The 20507-nt window shown below is 45.9% G+C and carries 23 protein-coding genes and 1 other annotated feature; of the genes, 16 read left to right on the plus strand and 7 right to left on the minus strand.

The features are described from left to right. The first annotated feature begins 15 nt into the window (after positions 1–15). Positions 16–261: a binding site (T-box leader), on the plus strand. A gap of 56 nt (positions 262–317) precedes the next feature. The 3 genes from ileS to L985_RS07120 are packed head-to-tail and all read left to right on the plus strand — an operon-like array spanning position 318 to position 4390. Next, positions 318–3401 carry an isoleucine--tRNA ligase gene (ileS, locus tag L985_RS07110; protein WP_052169507.1) on the plus strand — a complete coding sequence of 1028 codons (3084 nt, stop codon included), beginning with the start codon at positions 318–320 and terminating at the stop codon, positions 3399–3401. A gap of 10 nt (positions 3402–3411) precedes the next feature. Next, entirely contained in the window at positions 3412–3897 is a 486-nt protein-coding gene (locus L985_RS07115; RefSeq protein ID WP_047395830.1) for an SMI1/KNR4 family protein, read from the plus strand. A 16-nt stretch (positions 3898–3913) separates the two neighbouring features. Further along, positions 3914–4390: a GNAT family N-acetyltransferase gene (locus L985_RS07120; protein WP_047395826.1), complete on the plus strand. Its 477-nt coding sequence runs from the start codon at positions 3914–3916 to the stop codon at positions 4388–4390. On the opposite strand, the gene L985_RS07125 is transcribed toward L985_RS07120, so the two are convergent. Both L985_RS07125 and L985_RS07130 read right to left on the minus strand, forming a co-directional pair. Beyond that, positions 4369–4620 (minus strand): hypothetical protein, encoded by a 252-nt coding sequence (locus L985_RS07125; RefSeq protein WP_052169506.1) that lies wholly within the window; start codon positions 4618–4620, stop codon positions 4369–4371. The two genes, L985_RS07120 and L985_RS07125, sit on opposite strands and share 22 nt — an antisense overlap. Positions 4621–4678: 58 nt before the next feature. Next, positions 4679–5335: a carbon-nitrogen hydrolase family protein gene (locus L985_RS07130; protein WP_047395821.1), complete on the minus strand. Its 657-nt coding sequence runs from the start codon at positions 5333–5335 to the stop codon at positions 4679–4681. A gap of 132 nt (positions 5336–5467) precedes the next feature. On the opposite strand from L985_RS07130, the gene L985_RS07135 reads away from it, so the two are divergent. The 6 genes from L985_RS07135 (at position 5468) to L985_RS07160 (ending at position 9321) form a co-directional block, all read left to right on the plus strand. Further along, on the plus strand, positions 5468–6154 hold the full coding sequence (locus L985_RS07135; RefSeq protein WP_047395819.1) for a hypothetical protein: 687 nt from the start codon (positions 5468–5470) through the stop codon (positions 6152–6154). Between the two features lie 30 nt (positions 6155–6184). Next, positions 6185–6595 (plus strand): hypothetical protein, encoded by a 411-nt coding sequence (locus L985_RS07140; protein WP_047395817.1) that lies wholly within the window; start codon positions 6185–6187, stop codon positions 6593–6595. Between the two features lie 20 nt (positions 6596–6615). Next, a complete protein-coding gene (locus L985_RS07145) occupies positions 6616–7089 on the plus strand; it encodes an NUDIX hydrolase (protein WP_047395812.1) in 474 nt (157 codons plus the stop codon). A gap of 188 nt (positions 7090–7277) precedes the next feature. Next, entirely contained in the window at positions 7278–8057 is a 780-nt protein-coding gene (locus L985_RS07150; protein ID WP_047395808.1) for a phosphotransferase family protein, read from the plus strand. Positions 8058–8086: 29 nt separating this feature from the next. Further along, positions 8087–8692 (plus strand): AAA family ATPase, encoded by a 606-nt coding sequence (locus L985_RS07155; protein ID WP_052169505.1) that lies wholly within the window; start codon positions 8087–8089, stop codon positions 8690–8692. Next, positions 8689–9321: a hypothetical protein gene (locus L985_RS07160; RefSeq protein ID WP_047395806.1), complete on the plus strand. Its 633-nt coding sequence runs from the start codon at positions 8689–8691 to the stop codon at positions 9319–9321. The genes L985_RS07155 and L985_RS07160 overlap by 4 nt, the downstream gene beginning before the upstream one ends. 45 nt (positions 9322–9366) lie before the next feature. Here L985_RS07160 and L985_RS07165 read toward each other — a convergent pair whose 3' ends face one another. Continuing rightward, a complete protein-coding gene (locus L985_RS07165) occupies positions 9367–11310 on the minus strand; it encodes a CDP-glycerol glycerophosphotransferase family protein (RefSeq protein ID WP_047395801.1) in 1944 nt (647 codons plus the stop codon). A 381-nt stretch (positions 11311–11691) separates the two neighbouring features. On the opposite strand from L985_RS07165, the gene L985_RS07170 reads away from it, so the two are divergent. The 4 genes from L985_RS07170 to L985_RS07185 all read left to right on the plus strand — a co-directional run bounded on the left by L985_RS07170 (position 11692) and on the right by L985_RS07185 (position 15063). Further along, entirely contained in the window at positions 11692–13188 is a 1497-nt protein-coding gene (locus L985_RS07170; protein WP_047395798.1) for a glycosyltransferase, read from the plus strand. A 34-nt stretch (positions 13189–13222) separates the two neighbouring features. After that, positions 13223–14089, plus strand: a complete 867-nt coding sequence (gene galU, locus L985_RS07175; protein ID WP_029341464.1) for a UTP--glucose-1-phosphate uridylyltransferase GalU — start codon at positions 13223–13225, stop codon at positions 14087–14089. A gap of 103 nt (positions 14090–14192) precedes the next feature. After that, positions 14193–14396, plus strand: a complete 204-nt coding sequence (locus L985_RS07180) for a hypothetical protein (protein WP_047395796.1) — start codon at positions 14193–14195, stop codon at positions 14394–14396. Between the two features lie 469 nt (positions 14397–14865). Further along, a complete protein-coding gene (locus tag L985_RS07185) occupies positions 14866–15063 on the plus strand; it encodes a hypothetical protein (protein WP_047395794.1) in 198 nt (65 codons plus the stop codon). Between the two features lie 92 nt (positions 15064–15155). On the opposite strand, the gene L985_RS07190 is transcribed toward L985_RS07185, so the two are convergent. Further along, positions 15156–16199: a Fic family protein gene (locus tag L985_RS07190; protein ID WP_029341467.1), complete on the minus strand. Its 1044-nt coding sequence runs from the start codon at positions 16197–16199 to the stop codon at positions 15156–15158. A gap of 338 nt (positions 16200–16537) precedes the next feature. On the opposite strand from L985_RS07190, the gene L985_RS07195 reads away from it, so the two are divergent. Together L985_RS07195 and L985_RS07200 are read left to right on the plus strand one after the other, a co-directional pair. Next, positions 16538–17335, plus strand: coding sequence for an ankyrin repeat domain-containing protein (locus L985_RS07195; RefSeq protein ID WP_047395790.1), 798 nt, complete (start codon positions 16538–16540; stop codon positions 17333–17335). 45 nt (positions 17336–17380) lie between these two features. Then, positions 17381–17914, plus strand: a complete 534-nt coding sequence (locus tag L985_RS07200; protein WP_047395786.1) for a GNAT family N-acetyltransferase — start codon at positions 17381–17383, stop codon at positions 17912–17914. A gap of 47 nt (positions 17915–17961) precedes the next feature. Here the strand turns inward: L985_RS07200 and L985_RS07205 are convergent, their stop codons facing one another. Next, a complete protein-coding gene (locus L985_RS07205; protein WP_047395777.1) occupies positions 17962–18945 on the minus strand; it encodes a ketoacyl-ACP synthase III in 984 nt (327 codons plus the stop codon). A 176-nt stretch (positions 18946–19121) separates the two neighbouring features. Between L985_RS07205 and L985_RS07210 the strand changes: the two genes are divergently transcribed. Continuing rightward, positions 19122–19793, plus strand: a complete 672-nt coding sequence (locus L985_RS07210) for a 5'-methylthioadenosine/S-adenosylhomocysteine nucleosidase family protein (RefSeq protein WP_047395775.1) — start codon at positions 19122–19124, stop codon at positions 19791–19793. Positions 19794–19838: 45 nt separating this feature from the next. Here L985_RS07210 and L985_RS07215 read toward each other — a convergent pair whose 3' ends face one another. Both L985_RS07215 and L985_RS07220 read right to left on the minus strand, forming a co-directional pair. Beyond that, the gene (locus tag L985_RS07215; RefSeq protein ID WP_047395768.1) at positions 19839–20060 is read right to left on the minus strand and encodes a hypothetical protein; all 222 of its coding nucleotides are present in this window, start codon (positions 20058–20060) and stop codon (positions 19839–19841) included. 144 nt (positions 20061–20204) lie between these two features. Then, positions 20205–20486, minus strand: coding sequence for a hypothetical protein (locus L985_RS07220; RefSeq protein ID WP_047395765.1), 282 nt, complete (start codon positions 20484–20486; stop codon positions 20205–20207). Positions 20487–20507 lie beyond the last annotated feature (21 nt).

Genomic DNA, 20507 nt, shown 5'->3' on the forward strand with positions numbered 1-20507 from the left:
CCACAACAAGAGCATATCATTTCGTTGACGAGAAAGAGTAATGATTGTCCCTCTGCCTTACAGAAAACCGGGATTGCTGAGAACCGGTAGCCAGATCAATCATGAAGATCCTCTCTGAGAAGTCACGCTGAACCATTCAGTAAGCGTGACCGGGTGTCCACCGTTACATGGAATGCACATGATAGTGTGCAACTAAGTGCTGTCGAGAACAAGTATTCTCGGCGGAATATGGGTGGTATCGCGGTGAAGTCCGTCCCTGTCAAAGGGGGCGGACTTTTTTGTATTCTCTTAGTTATCGACAAAGGAGCGAACAAGAGATGACGTCACAAAACCAAGCAGAAACCGAACAACAACGCGAAGCGCGTGTCCGAAACAGGTGGAAACAAGACCAAGTCTTCGCACGATCGATTAAGCAACGCACGGAAGCGGAATTCGTATTCTACGAAGGACCTCCGACTGCGAACGGATTACCCCACGTCGGTCATGCGCTCGGACGAACCGTCAAGGATACCGTCGCCCGCTATAAGACGATGAAAGGGTTTCGGGTCGAGCGAAAAGCCGGCTGGGATACGCATGGACTACCGGTCGAACTCGGTGTCGAGAAACAACTCGGGATCTCTGGCAAACAAGCAATCGAAGACTACGGTGTTGAAGCATTCATCGCACGCTGTAAGGAAAGTGTCTTCTCCTACGAGGCACAGTGGCGTTCCTTCACGGAAAAACTCGGCTACTGGGTCGACATGGATGACCCTTACGTGACGATGGAGGACGATTATATCGAAAGCGTCTGGCATATCCTCGGGACGATCCATGACAAAGGCTGGTTGACGAAGGGACATCGTGTATCACCGTATTGTCCGAGCTGTCAGACGTCACTCAGTTCCCATGAAGTCGCGCAAGGCTATCAGGACGTGACGGACTTATCGGCGACGGTTAAACTCCCAATCGTCGGCATGGAGCAGACGTTTCTACTTGCGTGGACGACGACACCATGGACGTTACCGGCAAACGTCGCGGTGGCGGTTCATCCGGAATTGACGTACGTCACAGTATCGTTTGAAGGAGAGCTATTCATTGTCGCAAAAGCGTTAGTCGCTGAACTGTTCTCGGAATCCGTCGAGGTCGTATCCGAACAGCTTGGTGCGGAACTCGTCGGCTTGCGTTATGAACCACCGTTTGATTTCGTGACGCCGGAGAATGGTCACACGGTCGTCGGGGCTTCCTTTGTCCAAGCGACGAGTGGAACCGGACTTGTCCATCTTGCCCCAGCGTATGGGGAAGAGGATTACCGGGTCGTCCGGGAAAACGGACTGTCATTCGTTAACGTCGTCGATGCTGCTGGGTGTTACACGGATGCCGTTCCACCACTCGTTGGTCGATTCGTCAAAGAGTCAGACGTCGCGATCATCCAGCTGCTCGCTGAACGGGGACGCTTGTTTGCGAAAAAACGCTATACGCACAGTTATCCGCATTGTTGGCGATGTGACTCGCCACTGCTCTATTACGCACAAGACAACTGGTTCATCGAGACGACGGCCGTCAAGGAACAACTCCTTGCGAACAATGCGTCTGTGACGTGGTATCCCGACCACGTCAAGGAAGGGCGGTTCGGGAAGTTTCTTGAGCAACTCGTCGACTGGAACATCAGTCGTAATCGCTCCTGGGGCACACCACTGAACGTCTGGGAGTGTGAAGCGTGTGACACGACGTTCGTTCCAAAAAACAAGGCTGACTTGTTGCACCGGACGACGACAGCGACGGAATCCGTCGAGTTGCATAAACCATACGTCGATGCGTTATCGGTCTTGTGTCCGACGTGTCAGGGAGTGATGCACCGGACACCAGAAGTAATCGATGTCTGGTTTGATAGCGGAGCGATGCCGTTCGCGCAACAGCATTATCCGTCACGGACGCAGACGCTTAACCGCTATCCAGCCGATGTCGTCATCGAAGGCATCGATCAGACGCGGGGCTGGTTCTACAGCTTGCAAGCGATCTCAACACTCTTCACGGGACAGCCTGCCTATAAGCGTGTCCTCGCACTCGGTCACGTCCTTGATGAGAACGGGCAGAAGATGTCGAAGAGTCGTGGGAATGCCCTCGACCCGGTGGCATTGATCGAAGCATATGGTGCTGATAGCCTGCGCTGGGCGCTACTCGTCGACAGCAGTCCGTGGAGTGCGAAACGGTTTGCCGAGCGGATTGTCCAAGAAGCAAAATCAAAACTAGTCGATACGCTTGATCATGCTGTCCAGTTCTATCTGACGTATGCAGAACTGGACGGATTTGATGGCTCACGTCCGCAAAAACGGACGCGTCTCGACGAATGGTTGCTCTCGCGTGTCCATCAAACGACGCAAGACATGACGGATGCGATGGACGATTATCAATTGACTCAAGCAGCACGGAGTCTCGCGCAACTCGTCGATGAGATCAGTAACTGGTACATCCGCCGTTCTCGGGAACGTTTCTGGCAAGCTGACTGGTCGGAAGAGAAACAAGCCGCGTACACGACGCTCCACTTCGCACTTTCGACGACGGCACGACTACTCGCTCCGTTCACGCCGTACCTTGCTGATGATGTCTATCAGCGATTAACAGGAATGAGCGTGCATGTAGCGGATTATCCGGTTGTCGATCCAAAGATGCTCCGACCTGATCTGGAATATGAGATGACACAAATCGTGTCTGTCGTCGAGTTAGGACGACAAGTTCGTAATACGCATGCCTTAAAAGTCAAACAACCGCTTGCTAGCCTAAGCGTCCAATCGAGCGAAACCTTTTCGTGGGCGGACTATACGGCAATCATCCAAGAGGAACTGAATGTAAAAGACGTCCAAATCGTCCCGACGACGCAAGCGACGACACGATTTCGTCTAAAACTGAACTTCCGCGCAGCCGGAGCAAAATTCGCACAGCAAGCGAATGCGATCCATCAATGGCTACAACAATTGTCTGCACAGGAGACTTCCGACTTGCTCGATACAGGAAGATTGATCTACCAGACCGCATCAGGCGATGAAGTCGAAGTGCGTCAAGCAGACGTCATCGTTGAACCAATCGTCAAGACGGGCTTTGCTGCTGCGACGAGTGGTGGACTCACCGTGACGCTCGATACGCGGATCACGGAAGCACTGGAGCAGGAACGCTGGATGCGAGAGCTCGTTCGCTATATCCAGTCGGAACGAAAGGCACAAGCATTATCGCGGGACGCACGAATCGATCTCGTCTTGTCGGTCGATGCGACGTTCCAACCGATTGTCGAGACGTTTGAGCCTTTGTTATTTAAACACCTTGCCTTATCCTCCGTTCGAACTGAACCGCTACAAGGAGCAGGGGATGTCCAGCTAGGCGGACACGATGTCGGTGTCTCGTTCGCACCAACGAAAGAATATTGTTAAGGAGAAGATCATGATTGCATTAGAAGCATTAAAAGGTCGACTCGTCGACGGTTTGTTAGAGGTTCAAAAAGAAGAAGGTTACGTCGCGCGAGAACGTTTCATCTTTAACCGAGGAGCGACGGACGAACAGCTCGCGCTGTTACCTGAGTGGACGGCAGACGACTATCAGACGTTCTTACGTCAACATAACGGGGCGAAGCTGTTTCAGCACGAAACGTTATCGTATAACGATGGATTCGAACTCTTTTCGATCGAGGATTGCCTGACGTATAGCGAGATTTGGGAATGTCCTGAAAACTTCTTAGCGATCGGCGCAGGACCAGACGGGGAGTGGATCGTCTACGAGATGAATCGCCCGGCAGGAAATCGGATCTGGAGTGGGGAATTTCTTAATTTCGAGGAATGGGAAGAAGACACGATGCCGTTCGGCTTTGAGCGATGGCTCGACTACTTGATCGTCGCGCAAGGCACACCATTTTGGGAGTGGTTCCGTTAAGAGAGGAAGAGTATCATTGGACATTCAATTAAAGGTAGCGTCTCTTACAGACGCTCCGAAGCTTCACACGCTTCAACTCGAGGCATTTTCAGAGACGCTCGAGCGGTATCAAGATTTTGCGACGAATCCGGCGAACGAATCGATTGATCGTGTCATTCACCGGATCACGCATCCGAGTAGTACGTTTCATCAAATCATCGTCGACGATGTCGTCGTCGGCGGGATTTGTGTCGTTGCGAAAGCACCGAGTCGCTACGCGATCAGTCCGATGTTTTTAGATCCAGCCCGTCAAGGTAAAGGGATCGCCCAACGCGCATTACAGCTCGTTGAAGCAGCGTATCCGACTGCAACGATATGGGAACTGCGGACGATTCGCGAAGAGACACGTAACTGTTACTTTTATGAGAAGATGGGTTACCGATTGACTGGTGTCAGTCAACCACTCAATGAACGGTCGACACTCGTTTCTTATCAAAAATCGGTTTCGGAATGAGCGGGTTTTGTCGGAAGGAAGAACCACCACAGATTCGTCAATAGAGCGGCAAGGACGGCAAAGTTAAACAGATAAAGACAAAAGAAGAAGACGAACTCACCGATGTCCTCAAGGTTAGCTAACGGATTATCAACCAAGTACGATTCGTGACTGACCCCGATGATGAACAAAGGAAAGAAAACATAGAAGTACCGTTTCCAAAAGAACGACGCACGACCTGTTTGAGACATATGAGCACCTCCTGAAGGAATGGCACGCTTCTTCTGACCGGAAGAAGCGTGTGTTTGTTTACGATAAAGACGGTGTACCGACGACTTCGACGTGACGCGTGACCGTATCAAACAGACGTGTCCGCGTATCGTTATGAGACAACAGTAACGGCTCACCAGTCTCGTCATAGACGAACGCAATCGGAATTGAAAAACCACAGTTACGGTACGAACCATCAGCATGACTCGTCCCGATCATGAGTGCTTGTTGCGCCTGACTGATGATACGCGCTTCACCAGACCACTCGGCATACTGTTCTTCACTAAACATGCCGACACCGATCGGATTGAAGATGAGATCAAGTCCGGATTCTTCGCGTAGCCCATCGTTTCCTAAGAAGATTTCGCGGCAGAGGACGTATCCATAGCGGAACGACCCGTCGTTTGCTGTTGAAGGTGTATAAAGCGGTCCGGCTTCTGGTGTTTTTGCGCGATCAAGGAGAATCTTCCCGGTCGCATCGATGATGACGGCACGGTCGAGATTCGCTTCATCCTTGTAACCCGTGACGACGGCTGTTTCGAACTGTTTGGCAAGATGTTGCACGCGTTCGAGTTCCGTGACCGTACAATAGCCTTCCGGGTAGACAATCAGATCGACTTCAGGATAAGCGGCAATCTCGTGTTCGAATTGTGCGAGCCCAGTCTCGCGTTTCGGTTGAGCAATTAATAGTTTCATCAAAACATCCTCTCAGGCATAAAAATATCTGAAAAATCAGACTTTCCATCCGTCATGATTTTACCATTAGTGGTAAAATAAAGCATATCGCTTTTTGATAAATTTTACTGCAAATGAAGGAAGGTCATCAGCTTGAACATTTCAAAAACCATTCTTGTGACACGCGATCTACAGGCGATGAAGGCTTTTTACATAAACCAGATCGGATTCCCGCTCGTCTCAGAAACGAACGAGTCGTTTACGATGCAGATCGGTACCGATCTGCTGACATATCGACAGACGGACGATGTTGATACGCAATACCATATGGCGTTCAACATTCCGGAAAACGTCTTCCAAGAAGGAAAAGCGTGGCTTGTAGAACGGATACCACTCTTGATCGAAGACGGACAGGACGAGATTTATTTTGACTTCACGGACTCACATTCCTGCTATTTTTATGATCCAGATGAAAATGTCTTGGAACTGATCGCGCGGCATCAAATCAATCCATCTAAAGATGAACTGGCGTTTGATGTATCCGACATCCTCGGGATTGGTGAGATGAGTCTGACGGTGAAAGATGTGCTTGAAGTGGGTGAGCAGTTAGCAGAGATCGGCGTTCTCGAGCGACGGGAACGTCCGCTCAACGGTGCGTCACTCAACTTCCTGGGACCGGTCGCGGATGGAACGCATATCTTGCTCGTCCCAGAAGGTCGGACATGGTTGTTCTCACCGAAGACGGCGAAGGTCAGTCCGATCGAGATGGAACTCGACGACAGACATCGAGTCCGGCTTGACGCAGCGGGCGTATGGAATCAAAGTACCGTTTCTTCATAATTCATTATTCTAAAAAGTGAGGGAAGTAAGATGAACAAAGCGGTGAATGCGAGTATCGCGTTCGGATTATTATTGTTCGTATGTGGTTTCTTTTTTCTGTTTGGCTATTTGACCCGCTCAATGCCGATTCAGCAAGGCGGTGACCCGGTCATCTTACCGGTCGCAGCACTCCTCGTTCTCCTACCATTCGTGATCCGTGAAGGCATGCGCGTCTTGACGTATGTCGCGTTGACACGCCGACAGGTCGGAGTACTCATCTTACTTGCAATCAGTGGAATCATACTAAGTAGTTGGATTGAGGTGCAACAGAATGTTGCCGTAATCGATTTCCGTTCCCTCTTTACGATTCATACGTACGTACTCTTTGTTTCGGGCATCATCTTGTTGTGTCTTCTATTGACGGGACTCAAACGGATGCGTGTCCGAACGAGAGTGATTTAAATGGAAAAGGACTGAATGACATGGGATACATCACAGAATTACGTAAACTCGTCGGGACACGACCACTCGTCATGGCAGGGGCGTGTGTCATCGTCATCAACGATAAACAAGAAGTCTTATTACAACTTCGGCAAGATAACGATTGCTGGGGACTCGCTGGTGGAGCTCTTGAGATCGGGGAGACGCTCGTAGAGACAGCAAAACGAGAATTAAGGGAAGAGACCGGTCTTGAAGCGGAGCATCTCGAATTATTGAACGTCTATTCGGGTGATGCGTTTTACTATAAGTATCCGCATGGGGATGAGGTCTACAATGTCATCTCGGCATTTCTGTGTACGGTCTATACGGGAGAAATCGTTCGGGATCCGTCAGAAGTCGCAGAATTACGTTTTTTCGCTATGGATCAGCTACCAGAAAACCTCAATCCACCGGAACGACCGATCTTGATGGAGTATGTTCAAAAATACCGGACAGCGCATCACGTCTCCATTTGAAGCAACAGTTAAAAAACAAGAATCTTGAATGAACTTTTCATTCAAGATTTTTTGTTGCACTGGGACGCGTTTCAGCCTGAAGCATCAAGAAGACGATAAAAGATGGAAAAGTGATGCGTTTATTAGAAGGATTGGCTGGATGATTTGAGAAACGACATAACGAAATAAGTGATGGGAGAAATATGGCGATGACTAACGTAAATAAAGGTTCTACCGCAACCGTGATGACAATCTCTGACGAACGAGTACGCAAATACTTCCGCGAATCGATTGAAACACAGCGAATCGTACAGGAATTTCGTATGCTTGAAGAACTTGAGCGGACGACTATCCCGACGCCAAACGTATATGCCGTTGAATTAGAAGATTCGCCGTTCATTGAGATGCAGCGGATCGACGGCAACGAATTATTAGACCTGTTTGAACCTGAGCGAATAACGGATTTTCTTAACGCCTTCGCCACAATACATCAACGTATTCATCAGCATCACTCGCGTGTAGCGCCTAAATGGCACGATGTCGCCAAACAAAAAATACGTCATCTATCACCCCAGTTACGCTTGAAGGCGGAACGATGTTTAGAGAAGCTTCACATTCCTCAACAGCAGGCGTTGCTCCACGGGGACTTCCATTTTCAGAACATCCTCGTGACAGTAGATGAAACGTTCGTCGTCATTGATTGGCATGATGCGACGACAGGTCCACCGATCGCGGATGTCGCGCGGACGTTGCTCTTGTTACGAATAGCAGGTGAAACAGCAGTGCCGGACGAGGTACGACGATACGTCTGTCGCGAATACCTCGACTGCTATCAAGCTGTTTCGTCAATTCAGCTAGCGAACCTTGTAGACTGGTTACGACTTATGGCCATTCTTAGGACGCTTGAGCAAGTACCGGATGCTGAACAAAGTCGGTTAAAAGAATTGATCAGTCATCCAGACCTCAGCTCTTATTTTTTTAATACTTAAAGTATATACAAGTAGGAGGAACGCCATTCATGAGAACCATCATCTCGATTCAAGGGGCAATGGCTTCCGGGAAGACGACGCTTGCGCATGCCCTTGAAGACGCTTACCCGGAGTTATATGTCTATTATGAAAATCCATATCCGATCGTTCAAAAACGAAAGGAGCTCGGATTAGACATCCGTACCGAAGACGGATTTGTTGAGAATCAGCGCTTGTTCATTCAAGCGGAACTCGAACGGTTTCACCATTTTCCTGACGGACACATCATATTAGATCGTGGTCCAGAAGATCTTGAATTTTATACGCTTCATTATCCACAGGTACATGGGCATGACTGGGATATGGAATTCCGTTTAAAGACAGAACTAGAGGCATTAAGAAGATGCCGGTCCGACCTGATTCTTTATTTACAAGCACCAGATCATCTCTTACGTGAGCGGCGCGACGCCGATCAGACGAGAACACGCCAATCTTTCGCACAACATGTACCGCTCTGGAAACTCGAACAAAACTGGTATGAACAGTTTCCGGTACATCCGATTGATACGACAGCGAAAACGCTAGAGCAAGTCCAACAAGCAGCGATTCATCGGTTGGCTGTCACCGGAATCATAGAAAGGGAGAATGAGATATGAATGTAAAACGGATGACGTATCCCCTCATTGAGGGACAAGACGAAAAACAGGTCTACTGGATAGAACAAGGAGAATCGGTTCAGATTGGACAGACCTACGAAACGATTCGGTTAGAAAAAACAGCACATCGATCCATCTTGGTACGGGAGCAAGAATTGGTATCAGAAAAAATCGGTAATCGAATGATCTGCCTGACGATAGATGCAGAAAGTTATGCGCCACTCGAATTCGTCGAGTACCAAGCTGGTGTTCAAACTGTGCATGCGTTGTATCGAGCGGATGAAGTCGTGATTACGCGAGGCAATGAGCAGTCTGTCCTGTCGATTCATACCGAACGTGTTGATTTATTTTCAATCGAATTGTTGTTGCGAGCATTACCACTAGCTGTCGATTCGACGCTCTCGTTTAGCGGCTTTAGTGCCGTTTCCGGACGTGAGGTGGCGATTCAGGTGCATCCTCTGCGGAACGAACTATTGACGACTGAGTCAGGCGAACACGTAGAGACGCTTTGCGTTCAAGTTACGTTTGGTGAGCGGATTCAGTATTACTGGATTGATCCAGTCAAGCGGGAGTTGTTAAAACAGTCCTCACAGATTGCCGACGGGGTCTTATTGGAATTTCGTCGGTGAAAAAGGAGCAATGAAACGGTCTGCCGTCTCGTTGCTCCTTATTTGTTATAGCTGAAAATGATGTTGCATCGCTTCGAAAATCCGTTTACTTGCTTTTGTATCGTCAAACGCATAGATATGGCTGAGATGACGTTTGAACTTTTTAGGCATCTTCGATTCGCGCAGTGATTCCATCAAGGCGTCTCTTGTTTCGATGACGTCTCCTGGTAACAAATCCGTCGATTCGCCGGCGTTATCTTCGCCAACTAAGACAGATGGACGGTAGTAGATGACCTTTTTATGCATCAAGGAAAAATCGAGACCGACACTTGAATAATCGGTGATCAACATATGATGATTTTCAAGTAGCTCCTTGACTGTGAACGCATCCTGACTGATGACATCGACGAAGTCCGAGAGGAACAAGTGGCTGAATTTTTGAAAGTTTCGATGAAGGTAGAACGATACTTCAACTTTGTTGTCCACTACTAAGCTTTTCAACCGTTCGTCCGTGATCAACGCTTGAAATTCCTGATAGTAGTCGCTTTCCATGAACTGTTCGTCTGAATACGTATCGAGTTTCGGTCGCCACGTCGGCATGATCAACAGCTTCTTCCGATTCTTGTATCGCTTGAGCCAACGTGATCGTTCCGTGATCAAGTGGTCGAATCGGGCGAGACCCGTTACGATGATTTCGTCAGGATGAAAACCGTAATCGCGGGCGATGAGTTGTTTTTCCCGCTCCGAGGAGACGACGAATAAATCGGTAAATGGATGCGGCATCTTTTTCCCATAAATATGACTGACATCTTTTGATCCGATGACACCGTGTTGCAAGAACAGCTTTTGTTTCGTTTGGATCAATGCCTCCGTGTGATAGGTAGCGAACGGTAAGGCATAACTTGAAGAATGCGTATGGCAGAGGATGTCTGCTGCTTGGACGACCTCGATGTTCTCTGGTGATTTGTAGAACACGATATGGTTCTCATATCCGACAAGATTTTTGAGATCCGGACTCGATCGACTGATGATGTAGAAGATATTGAAGCGCTTCTGATGCTGGTCGACGAGATATTTGAAGAAAATCATCCCGTTATCTTGTGCTTTATCCGGATATTCAAAACAGATGATTGTCTTCTTTTTTGGATCCAGTCCAAGTAACGGTTGAGGGTTCGCGTAATACTCGACGGTCTCGACCGGCACTGGGATCAGACGCATCGCAAGGCGTTCCGACACGGTTGAATAGGGGCGGACCAACACGTCATGTTGCTCATTTAACGATAACCAGTGCTCATCGTTCAAGAGTTCCGGATGGTTTTTGAAGTGACGAATCCGGGGTGTGAATCCGGAGATCGGCATCTCACGAATCGTAAATCCGAACATGAGGTCATAGATGTTCGCATTGAACGCGTCGTAGTTGTACCGGTCACCGAGCAACTGCTCAACGAGTTCTGGTTCGATCACGGCTTCGACCTCTGTTTTGAAACGTCGTGCATCGACCGGTGTGACGCTAAAGCGTTCGATCGGAAGGGCGATTTTTTGTTCCTGATGTCTGATTTTAATGAAGCAACGTGGCTGTTTCACTTCGAAATACTTCGAGTGAAACGAAAACTTCAATAAAAGCACGTCGTCTTGACGAGTGATACCCTCAAATAGGACGTCTTGATCATAAAAATTCATGATGGACGGTTTTTTGTTATAGATCAGACTGAGCTCATCGTCTTGGTCGATGAAAATGAAATAGGAATGTTTCCCTTGTTTAATGTAGCTATTTGGTGCGATGACTAGTGGCTCCGAAAGATGTTTGAACGAGATTGGTGTTCCGGATTCATCGACGAATTTAACAGGATGATTCTTTTTTTTGAAGATATCGAGCAATGTATCGATCGATAGCACAAAGGCTGTCTCTATTTTTTGGAGCGGGATCAGTTGTTCATTGATCGCTAACTGTAGACTTTGATGCGGAAGATTCTCGATCAAAAACGTATGATCACGACAGATGATTTTCATTGGTGCATGGCTTCCTTTCATACTCTGATTCAGTCGTTCTTAAACTACATCACTTACCATACAATATCTTCCGATTTCTGCAAAGATGTAGATTGATTGGAAACCACTGCAGTATAGTCTACTGGCTGAATGATATTGGGAAAAGACAGACGTTACCGTATCTTCGACAGAACATTGGTTGCAGAATCATGACAATGATTGGATATTATGCAAAACCGATTGACTTTGTTCGTAAAAAAGGAGATAAATAGAAACTGTATTGGTAAATGCGACTAGTATCGCAAGAGGTTTATGAAAAAGCAAAGTCGGCTATATATAGAGGTTGAACTCACAGAAAAAAAACAGGGATCAATCTTGAAGGGTGAAGGGGAGTAATGACAGATGCTGTATACGGTAACATCGACATTACCACCAAAACACGGTGGTAGAACGAAGTCGTTATTGAGTCGAATCGCACTCATGGAACAAGAACTTGGCGCCGGTTCAACAATCGTTACGACGAACTACAATGCCAACTACATGGAAGTCTACGAATTGTTCCGAACGGAAGAGAAGGTCGGTCCGAAAGTACAATTTGAAAATATCTACGATTGGCTGTCTGACTACAAACTGTTAAGTATTCCAACGACTCGTTTTCGCAACAAACCGATCATCAAAGAAACAGCGCGTGAAATCGAAGGATTGAAAAGCGTCGAGAAAAAAGGCAGTGACGCCGTTCGTTATTATGATGAGGAAGATGAGTATGTCCTCTACCGTAAATTTTACCCTGAAACGCAAGTCGTCGAATTCGAGGATTTCATGACGAACGCTTCCCGTAAAAAAGTCGAACGCTGGGAATACAACGTCTACGGTCAATTGCACCGGAAGACGATCTATTCGCCGGTCCATCATGGAAAGATGATGGAAGAGCTGTATGATTCGGAAGGCAATGTCTATTGTAAGAAGTTCTACAATGAAATGGCGCGCCCGAAGCTCATCTTGATTCAATTGTACCGAAATGGCAGAATGTACAAAGCGTTTAAAAAAGAGAAGGACTTATTTGAGTATTACTTCAATCGATTGTTCAAAGACGGTGATGTCTTGTTCGTCGATGCGCGTTTACTCGACCGTTCGATTCTCAACATTAAAGCAGATGTCAAACGAGTCATGGTCATCCATAACTCACACTTGGATGGTTCGACCGTCAAAGGATCGTACGCGACAATGTTCTCGGAATCCGATAAAGTGACACGTTTCATCAGTCTGACGAATCATCAAAAAGAAGACATTTTGGAGCGGTATAACATCCCGCAAGAGAAAATTTCAATCATTCCGCACTTTATCGTCCCAGAACAGGTGCAACGTCGGGAACAGGTCAAGGATCAATTCTGTTTCATCGGTCGATTCGGTCTGCAAAAACAGATGGATCATTTAATTAAGAGTTATGCGATTTTCAAACAGTCAGGTCACGCGACGAAGCTTGTGCTCTACGGCATGGACGAACAAGGGCAACTGGCGATGATGGAGAGTTTGATCGAAGAGCTTGGCTTACAGGACGATATCGAAATCCACGGCTTCACGTCGAATCCGGCAGAAGTGTTCCGGGAATCAAGAGCATCACTGTTGACGAGTGAATTTGAAGGATTTGGACTGACGGTCATGGAAAGTATTAATGTCGGCTGTCCGGTCATTTCTTATGACGTCAAATACGGACCGCGCGAAATCATCGCCCACGGCGAGAACGGCTACCTTGTTCCAGCCAATGACATGGAAGCTTTTGCTGCCGCGATGGTGCAACTCGTCGAACGACCACTCGAACGTGTCGAGACGAAACCATCGCTGTACCTTGAGACGGCTGTAAAGAATTATGGACGATTACTAGAAGAGTTAAGCAACTAAACCTACTACTTGAACGATGAAGAGGATGAACGTTATGAAGAAAATCACGAAAGCCATTATTCCAGCAGCAGGACTCGGAACACGTTTCTTACCTGCGACAAAAGCCATGCCAAAAGAGATGTTACCAATTCTCGATAAACCGACGATCCAGTATATCGTCGAAGAAGCGGCAAAAGCCGGTATCGAAGATATCATCATCGTCACGGGTAAACACAAACGGGCTATCGAAGATCATTTCGATAACCAAAAAGAACTCGAGATCACGCTCGAGAACTCCGGGAAGACGGAATTACTCGAAAAGGTTCAATTCTCGACGAACCTCGCGAACATCTTCTATGTCCGCCAAAAAGAACAAAAAGGTCTCGGTCATGCCATTTTGACGGCGAAACAGTTCATCGGGAACGAACCGTTCGCAGTCTTACTCGGGGACGATATCGTTGAGTCGGACGATCCGGCAATCAAACAATTGATGGACGTCTACGAACAGACGGAGAAATCGGTCATCGGTGTACAAGAAGTCCGTCCGGAAGATACGCATCGTTACGGCATCATCGATCCTGTTTCGCAAAACGGACGACTGTATGACGTGAAAAAATTCGTCGAAAAACCGGCTCTGGGCACAGCACCATCAAACCTCGCAATCATGGGGCGTTACGTACTGACACCGGATATCTTTGATTATCTAGCGAATCAAGGAGAAGGGGCGGGCGGTGAGATTCAATTGACGGATGCGATTGAACGCTTGAATGCGGATAGCCAAGTCTTTGCGTATGATTTCGAAGGCAACCGCTATGATGTCGGAGAGAAACTCGGCTTCGTCAAGACGACGATTGAATACGCGTTGAAAGATGCAGAGATGCGTGACGAACTGAAAGCTTTCATCAAGACACTAGACATTTAACATGATGGACCACTCTGACAAGATGCAGAGTGGTTTTTTTGTGATTTCTGAAACCAACCTGTCTAGTCGAAACGTAGAAGAAACGAGAAGAGAGGTGCTACATATGTTAACGTGGCTCGGTGTGAAGATTGATAAAAAAGCAGAGCGACAATTTTTCGCAGGTGTCGAAAAGAAAACGATCTTCCTGATCTTACTCCTATCGCTTGCGATTTTGAAGGGTGTGAAGTGGGGAATGACAGCACTTATCCCAACTGCCTTTTTCAGCGATCCGATCGTTTGGTGTTACCAGGCGTGCTTGGCGTCCTAACAGCAGTCGTTTTCGTGCTTTTGGCAGAGCGCTTCCTGCAGGATAAGTCGAGTGAAAAGTAATAGGTACACGAAAGATCACCTGAAGTTGGTCGATTCAGACTGAAGACAAAGTGCGATTTTTCTCTAATGGAGAAGGGTTGCGCTTTTTCGTTCGTTTCGAATCATTTTCCAGGCGTAAGCTTTGCACTGTTGCTTCTGCTTGTATTTCTCTAGAAGGCGATTTTGAGCGAAAAAATGCTTTTGTGATACCTTTTCTCAATTCATCCAAATCGAACGAGATATCAACGATTTCTTTTCATAATTTTTCTTGCGTAGAAAGTAATTGTCTTCTCATTAAAAATAGGATAAACCTTTTTAAGTTGAATTGGTAAAAAATAAATGTAATTATATAAATATAGTAAAAGAGAAGTAGTTTGCTTCTATAAAAGTAAAATAAAGTATGAGGAATTGAGAGGGGAAACAGAAAGATGAAAAATCAAATTTTAGAAAGTGTTTTCGCAGCAATTTTTTTTCTTATTTTTCTAATGTTTTTTGAAGGAATACCGAAGTCGACTGATACATGGGTCGAATACGGAATAAAGTCTGTGGCAATTGCTGTCATTTTCCTAATAACGGAAGGTATTTTTTCTAAAAAGTCTCTTAAAAAAAACACATCAAATCAATAAAGTACTCATTCTATTGCTGAGTACACGATAGAAGAAAGCCCACATGTGCGTCATAGTGTGGGCTTTCTTCAATATCGCAATCCAACTCGAGGTTATTTCTTCATCCATTTTGCACTCCGACCAAGACCTGATGGGGCAATGATCCCTTCGTCACGTAAGTCACGCAACACGCGATTGATTGTTGCCTCACTGATGTCGGGGCACGCTTTCCGTACGTCTGCCTTCGTGAATGGTGTGATTCGTCCTTCGACGAAACGACGAATCCGACTGTTCTTGTTTTGACTACCCGTCGTGACCAATCCAACGCGATCTTCGAGTTCTTTGTAGGCAGCAAGAATCGTACTCAACAAGTAATTGATCCAAGGGAACGGATCTTGTTGGTTTTGGTGCCAACGAACAGAAGAGAGACGGAGTGACTCATAGTAATCTTCCTTCCGTGATTCGACGATTTTCTCAAGACTGATATAGCGTCCGACCTCGAAGCCATACTGATAGAGAAGCAAGAGTGTCAACAATCGTGCCATCCGACCATTCCCGTCGTTAAAAGGATGAATGGATAGGAAATCGAGAACGAACAGACTCGTCAGGATGAGCGGATCGACGTCCTCGTGTTGCCGACGCTCACGTAGGCTGTCACATAACGTCTGCATCGCTGCCGGAGTTTCGAATGCTGGAACGGGAATGAAGCGCGTCCGGCGCGTGCCATCCGGGTATGTCTCGCTGATCTCGTTATCGACGTTCTTCCACCGCCCACCTTCGACGGGGACAAACTTATAGAGTTCCTTGTGTAGTTGCAACAGAATGTTCGCATTGACCGGGATGTCCTCGGCTGAGGCATGGATCAGGTTGAGGACGTCCCGGTAACCAGCAATCTCTGCCTCGGAACGATCTGCGGGATCAGCTGACTTTGACATGATAGTTTGAAGACGACTCTCCGTGACGATGATTCCTTCAATCGCATTCGAGGCTTTCGTCGACTGGATGACGGCGACATCGCGTAAGGTGTTGAGGATTTGAGGCGCTTGCTGTTTATAGAGATCCTGCTTTCCTTTGTACTCATTGATCCGTCCAATCAAACGGACGGTCTCCATCGGCAGGGCGAGACTTTTGAGATAGGTATATGTATAGTCGCGCATTCGTTGAACTCCTTTCACGAAATAGATCATTTTATATTAAACATATTCATTTTTACACTTTTTGACTATGTTTATCGCTATTATAACGTATTTAAAAGCATTCAAGCATAGATAAACATAGTCAAATCATTATAATTTGACTATGTTTATACGTGTTCTGATCATGATTATTTTTCTTTTAATTCTAACGATTTCCTTAAAATAAATAAATGTAATGAATGACGAACCGAACTGAGTACAAAAGACATCGTATACTCAAAGTCGTTTTTGCGCATTTCTCAATGCCCTTGTTGTAAAATAAGATAGATAACGACGGAACAGGTAAGGGGCGAATAGACATGACGAAGCGATCGATCCAAGATGCTGCTTTTTTGGGCAAACGAAAACAAGTAATGCGCTGCATCGAACGTGGTGACGATCTGAACGAACTGGATGAAGAAGGGTTTGCGGCACTTCATTGGGCAATTCAGGAAGGATACCAACGGATCGTCGAATTGTTACTCGATCACGGTGCGGATGTTAACCTGCCGAATCAAGACGGGATGTCACCGTTGCATATAGCGCTATATGATCAAAAGACGGACATTGCGTTACTTTTGATCAAGCGAGGCGCTCATCTTGATTTAAATGAATATGGCTTCTCAGCGCTTCATTTAGTAGCGGGGCGGTCCGGTAATAAAAAAGTCTTACGCAAACTAGCGCAGAACGTCGAGTTGTTACATCAACGGACCGATGACGGGGAAGGTGTGACACCGCTGCATTATGCAGCGCAAGAAGGCAAGTCGAAAAAAGTCCAACTGTTACTGGAGGCAGGAGCAGAAGTCGATGCCGTCGGACTGGACGGATTCACACCGCTGTACCTCGCAGTCGGGAATAATCATCCGAAAGCGGTCAAAGTGCTTCTAAAGGCAGGAGCTGACATCGAAGCGGAAAACGTCGCGGATGGGGATACGGCAGTCCTTGCATTAGCGAGCGCCTACGGCTATGAACGCGTCGTCCGTTTACTGCTCTCATATGGAGCCGATCCACTTCACAGAAATGAAGATGGGCGAACGGCACGTGATGCGGCACTTGATAATGAACATCTTCAGATTGCGGAGATTTTACGACAAAAAGAGATTGATGCAAGCGAGTAAATTGTATGAACGGCTAAAGTAGTACGTCAAGTAGGAGTGAAGGTCTTGAATATTCGTTTAGCAACATCTAATGATATGAAGGCGGTATCGATGATTTACGTCGATACTTGGAAGACGACTTACATTGGGTTAGTTCCGGAAGCATATTTGGCACAACTTTCTGTTCAAGAAGCTGAACGGAAATGGACACAGTTTTTAGCTGATTCCTCCCAACGTACATTCCTGTATGTGGTGTTAAATGAAAAGGAAAAAATAGTTGGTTTTGCAGCGGGTCAGATTCGTACTATTGATGAAGTACATAAAGGAGAATTATATGCTCTTTATGTATTACCAGAAGCGCAAAGTTTAGGTATCGGAAAAAAATTGATATTGACTGTTTCCAAGCATTTTTTAAAAGAAGATATCTTTTCAATGATGGTTTGGGTAATGAAAATGAATCGGTCGGGACGAGCATTTTATAAACGTCTAGGAGGCAGTTATTCAGATTTCCGTTTGAGTCGTTTCGGGAATGTCACGGTGGAAGACGAGGCCTATGAATGGCTGGATATTGCTACTCTTGTTCGTCGTCTTCAGAATTAATGAGAAAGGAGGAAGTACGATGCACCTGTACTTCCTCCTTTCATTTCTCATAGATGCCATTGCAACAGTAATCCAGCTTGTGTCAAACCGCCACCGAATCCATATAACAGAAGCATATCTCCCGCTTTGATTTTTCCCTCAGATATACCTTTATCTAAAGATAAGGGGATGGTCGCTGAGGAAGTGTTGCCGTAATTGACTAGACTGTATAGCGTCTTATCAAAGGGAACACCACTTTTTTCACAGATTGATTGAATCATGCGAAGGTTTGCGCTATGCGGAATGAACCAATCGATTTGATCTAAAGTCATAGATGCTTGATTCATTACATATTTCATTCCTTGAGGAACCGTACTGACCGCCCACTTGTATACCTCTCGTCCATTTTGGACGATTTTATTATTATGAATAATAAGATTTTCGAACAATTGATTTGACAGGTTTGAGCAGTATAGACTCGATCCTTTTTCTCCTTCCGAGTTCACGTAGAAGGAAATAAAGTCAGACTGGACTTCATCACGTTCCACAAGAACAGCTCCACTACCGTCTCCAAATAAAATGCATGTGTTTCGATCCGCGTAGTCAGTAATTTTAGAAAGTGTTTCTGCACCGATAACTAGAATTTTTTTATGAAGACCAGATGAAATTAATCCGTTCGCCAAGTGTAATCCGTATGTAAATCCTGCACAAGCGGCGTTCAGGTCAATTGCACCGGCATTTTTTATACCGAGTTTTGCTTGAACCAAAGATGCGGTACTTGGTGTAGTAAAGTCCGGCGTCATCGTACAGAGAATAATCATATCGACATCTTGAAAATCCTTATTGTAGCGCTGTTTCAAATTCATGGCCGCTTGATATGCAAGATCACTTGTCGATTCATTTTGGTCTGCAATTCTTCGTTCCTTGATCCCTGTTCGTTGAAGTATCCATTCATCATTTGTTTCTACTAATTTCTCCAGGTCGTGGTTTGTCATGATGCGATTTGGAACATATGAGCCTATTGCTGTGATACGGGCACGAGATGTAATCATGAATTATTCCTCCCTGTAAAAAAATGTTTCCTTAAATTTTTATTATTAGATATTAGTACTAGATACTAATATAAATGTGATTTCGATTAAATACAAGCAATGTAACCGATAGGATTCTTTATTAAATCAAATAGTTTAAAAAATAGAGCAGTTTCTAGCGAAAGGATGAATACGACATGATCGGAATCAGCATCGCCACCACATGGGAGTTTGACGCGACACTCGCGTATTTTGATGTCTCGCCTGAAGAAAGAATCACTTATCCATTTGGTGAATACTTCACGCGTGAGATGAATGGGAAGACACTTCTGTTTTACAGCACGGGCGTTCGAAAAGTAAATGGCATCGGAGCGAATCAATATATGATCCTCCGCTTCTCATTGACGAAGGTCATCGTTGCTGGAACGTGTGCCGGGATTAATCCGAGGTACGACGTACTCGACATCATCGTGCCAGATCGTGCCGTTCAATATGATTGTACGGTCAAAGAGATCGAACCCCTCATCAAACCTTCGTTCATCGTCGACCTCGACGTGTCGAAGTATGGCAATGACTTTCATCTCGGAACAATCGGAACAGCAGACCGCGCTGTCGTCATGTGGCGCGACTATATCGAACTGCGGGATAACGGGTTGACGATTGCCGATACGGAAGCGGGAGCTATCGCGTACATCTGTCAGAAAAACGCAGTTGAATGTATCATCATCAAAGGTATCTCCGATTTTCCGACCGAAGAGAAGGAAGAAGATGCTGTCGAGGCAAACGTCGAGCAGATGCGGATTTATATCGAGAACACACCAAAAGTCATGACGAAAATTTTCTCTGATTATTTGGTTCGATTCATATAAAAAACGCAGATATCTCGTTCATCATCGAACGAACAATCTGCGTTTTCACATATAATGCTTTCGTTTGTACAGCTTATGTTCAATCCACGTCCAAATGCGAATTGCCACATAGAGATCAAGGATTGAACCAATCGCCATCATGATCAACATAAGGATACCACTCGTATCAAAAGCAAGTAATGACTCGAAAACCGTAAAGATGATAGCTAACACAAGGGGAATCGTGATGCCGATCCAGACGGATGAAAATAAAAGTGCCTTCCACATCCTCAAGATCCTTTCTCGTAAATAGTTTATTTAAGTACTTCAAATAATGAACACGTAAAATGGAGATATAAAATAGAAGATGAAATGGATTGATGGGATTCGGAACAAAGCGATGTTCGTAAATCCGGGTGTACGGTTAACGAGCTATTTTGTTCCGCCACCTAATCCAACAAAAGTAATAAATAAACCTACTGTGATGGCGGTAGCAAGTACGATGTTTTGATAAATACCAGTTGGAAAAAAATCAACGATGAAGAGTAGTAAAAATAGTGATGCGACAATTAGTCGTGCATCTCGTACGGAAGAATCTAATGTACGCCATTTGATGAAAAGTAAGATGTACGCTAAAGGTGCAAATAAATAAGAAATAATAAAGAAGGGGATTCTTCTTAAATAATAAGGTACTTTTTCTTCCTTATCTTCCATTATTATCACTCCAAAAACTCA

The organism is Exiguobacterium sp. ZWU0009 (genome assembly GCF_000798935.2).
In the GTDB taxonomy this organism is placed as follows: Bacteria; Bacillota; Bacilli; order Exiguobacteriales; family Exiguobacteriaceae; genus Exiguobacterium_A; species Exiguobacterium_A acetylicum.

Bases quoted from the DNA above. Each gene is read 5' to 3' on its own strand.
- L985_RS07115 (WP_047395830.1), top strand. From the start codon at position 3,412: ATGATTGCATTAGAAGCATTAAAAGGTCGACTCGTCGACGGTTTGTTA.
- L985_RS07180 (WP_047395796.1), top strand. From the start codon at position 14,193: ATGTTAACGTGGCTCGGTGTGAAGATTGATAAAAAAGCAGAGCGACAA.
- L985_RS07205 (WP_047395777.1), bottom strand. From the start codon at position 18,945: ATGATTACATCTCGTGCCCGTATCACAGCAATAGGCTCATATGTTCCA.
- L985_RS07165 (WP_047395801.1), bottom strand. From the start codon at position 11,310: ATGAAAATCATCTGTCGTGATCATACGTTTTTGATCGAGAATCTTCCG.
- L985_RS07190 (WP_029341467.1), bottom strand. From the start codon at position 16,199: ATGCGCGACTATACATATACCTATCTCAAAAGTCTCGCCCTGCCGATG.
- L985_RS07185 (WP_047395794.1), top strand. From the start codon at position 14,866: ATGAAAAATCAAATTTTAGAAAGTGTTTTCGCAGCAATTTTTTTTCTT.
- L985_RS07130 (WP_047395821.1), bottom strand. From the start codon at position 5,335: ATGAAACTATTAATTGCTCAACCGAAACGCGAGACTGGGCTCGCACAA.
- L985_RS07220 (WP_047395765.1), bottom strand. From the start codon at position 20,486: ATGGAAGATAAGGAAGAAAAAGTACCTTATTATTTAAGAAGAATCCCC.
- L985_RS07170 (WP_047395798.1), top strand. From the start codon at position 11,692: ATGCTGTATACGGTAACATCGACATTACCACCAAAACACGGTGGTAGA.
- L985_RS07195 (WP_047395790.1), top strand. From the start codon at position 16,538: ATGACGAAGCGATCGATCCAAGATGCTGCTTTTTTGGGCAAACGAAAA.
- L985_RS07160 (WP_047395806.1), top strand. From the start codon at position 8,689: ATGAATGTAAAACGGATGACGTATCCCCTCATTGAGGGACAAGACGAA.
- galU (WP_029341464.1), top strand. From the start codon at position 13,223: ATGAAGAAAATCACGAAAGCCATTATTCCAGCAGCAGGACTCGGAACA.
- L985_RS07215 (WP_047395768.1), bottom strand. From the start codon at position 20,060: ATGTGGAAGGCACTTTTATTTTCATCCGTCTGGATCGGCATCACGATT.
- L985_RS07150 (WP_047395808.1), top strand. From the start codon at position 7,278: ATGACTAACGTAAATAAAGGTTCTACCGCAACCGTGATGACAATCTCT.
- L985_RS07145 (WP_047395812.1), top strand. From the start codon at position 6,616: ATGGGATACATCACAGAATTACGTAAACTCGTCGGGACACGACCACTC.
- L985_RS07210 (WP_047395775.1), top strand. From the start codon at position 19,122: ATGATCGGAATCAGCATCGCCACCACATGGGAGTTTGACGCGACACTC.
- L985_RS07140 (WP_047395817.1), top strand. From the start codon at position 6,185: ATGAACAAAGCGGTGAATGCGAGTATCGCGTTCGGATTATTATTGTTC.
- L985_RS07155 (WP_052169505.1), top strand. From the start codon at position 8,087: ATGAGAACCATCATCTCGATTCAAGGGGCAATGGCTTCCGGGAAGACG.
- ileS (WP_052169507.1), top strand. From the start codon at position 318: ATGACGTCACAAAACCAAGCAGAAACCGAACAACAACGCGAAGCGCGT.
- L985_RS07125 (WP_052169506.1), bottom strand. From the start codon at position 4,620: ATGTCTCAAACAGGTCGTGCGTCGTTCTTTTGGAAACGGTACTTCTAT.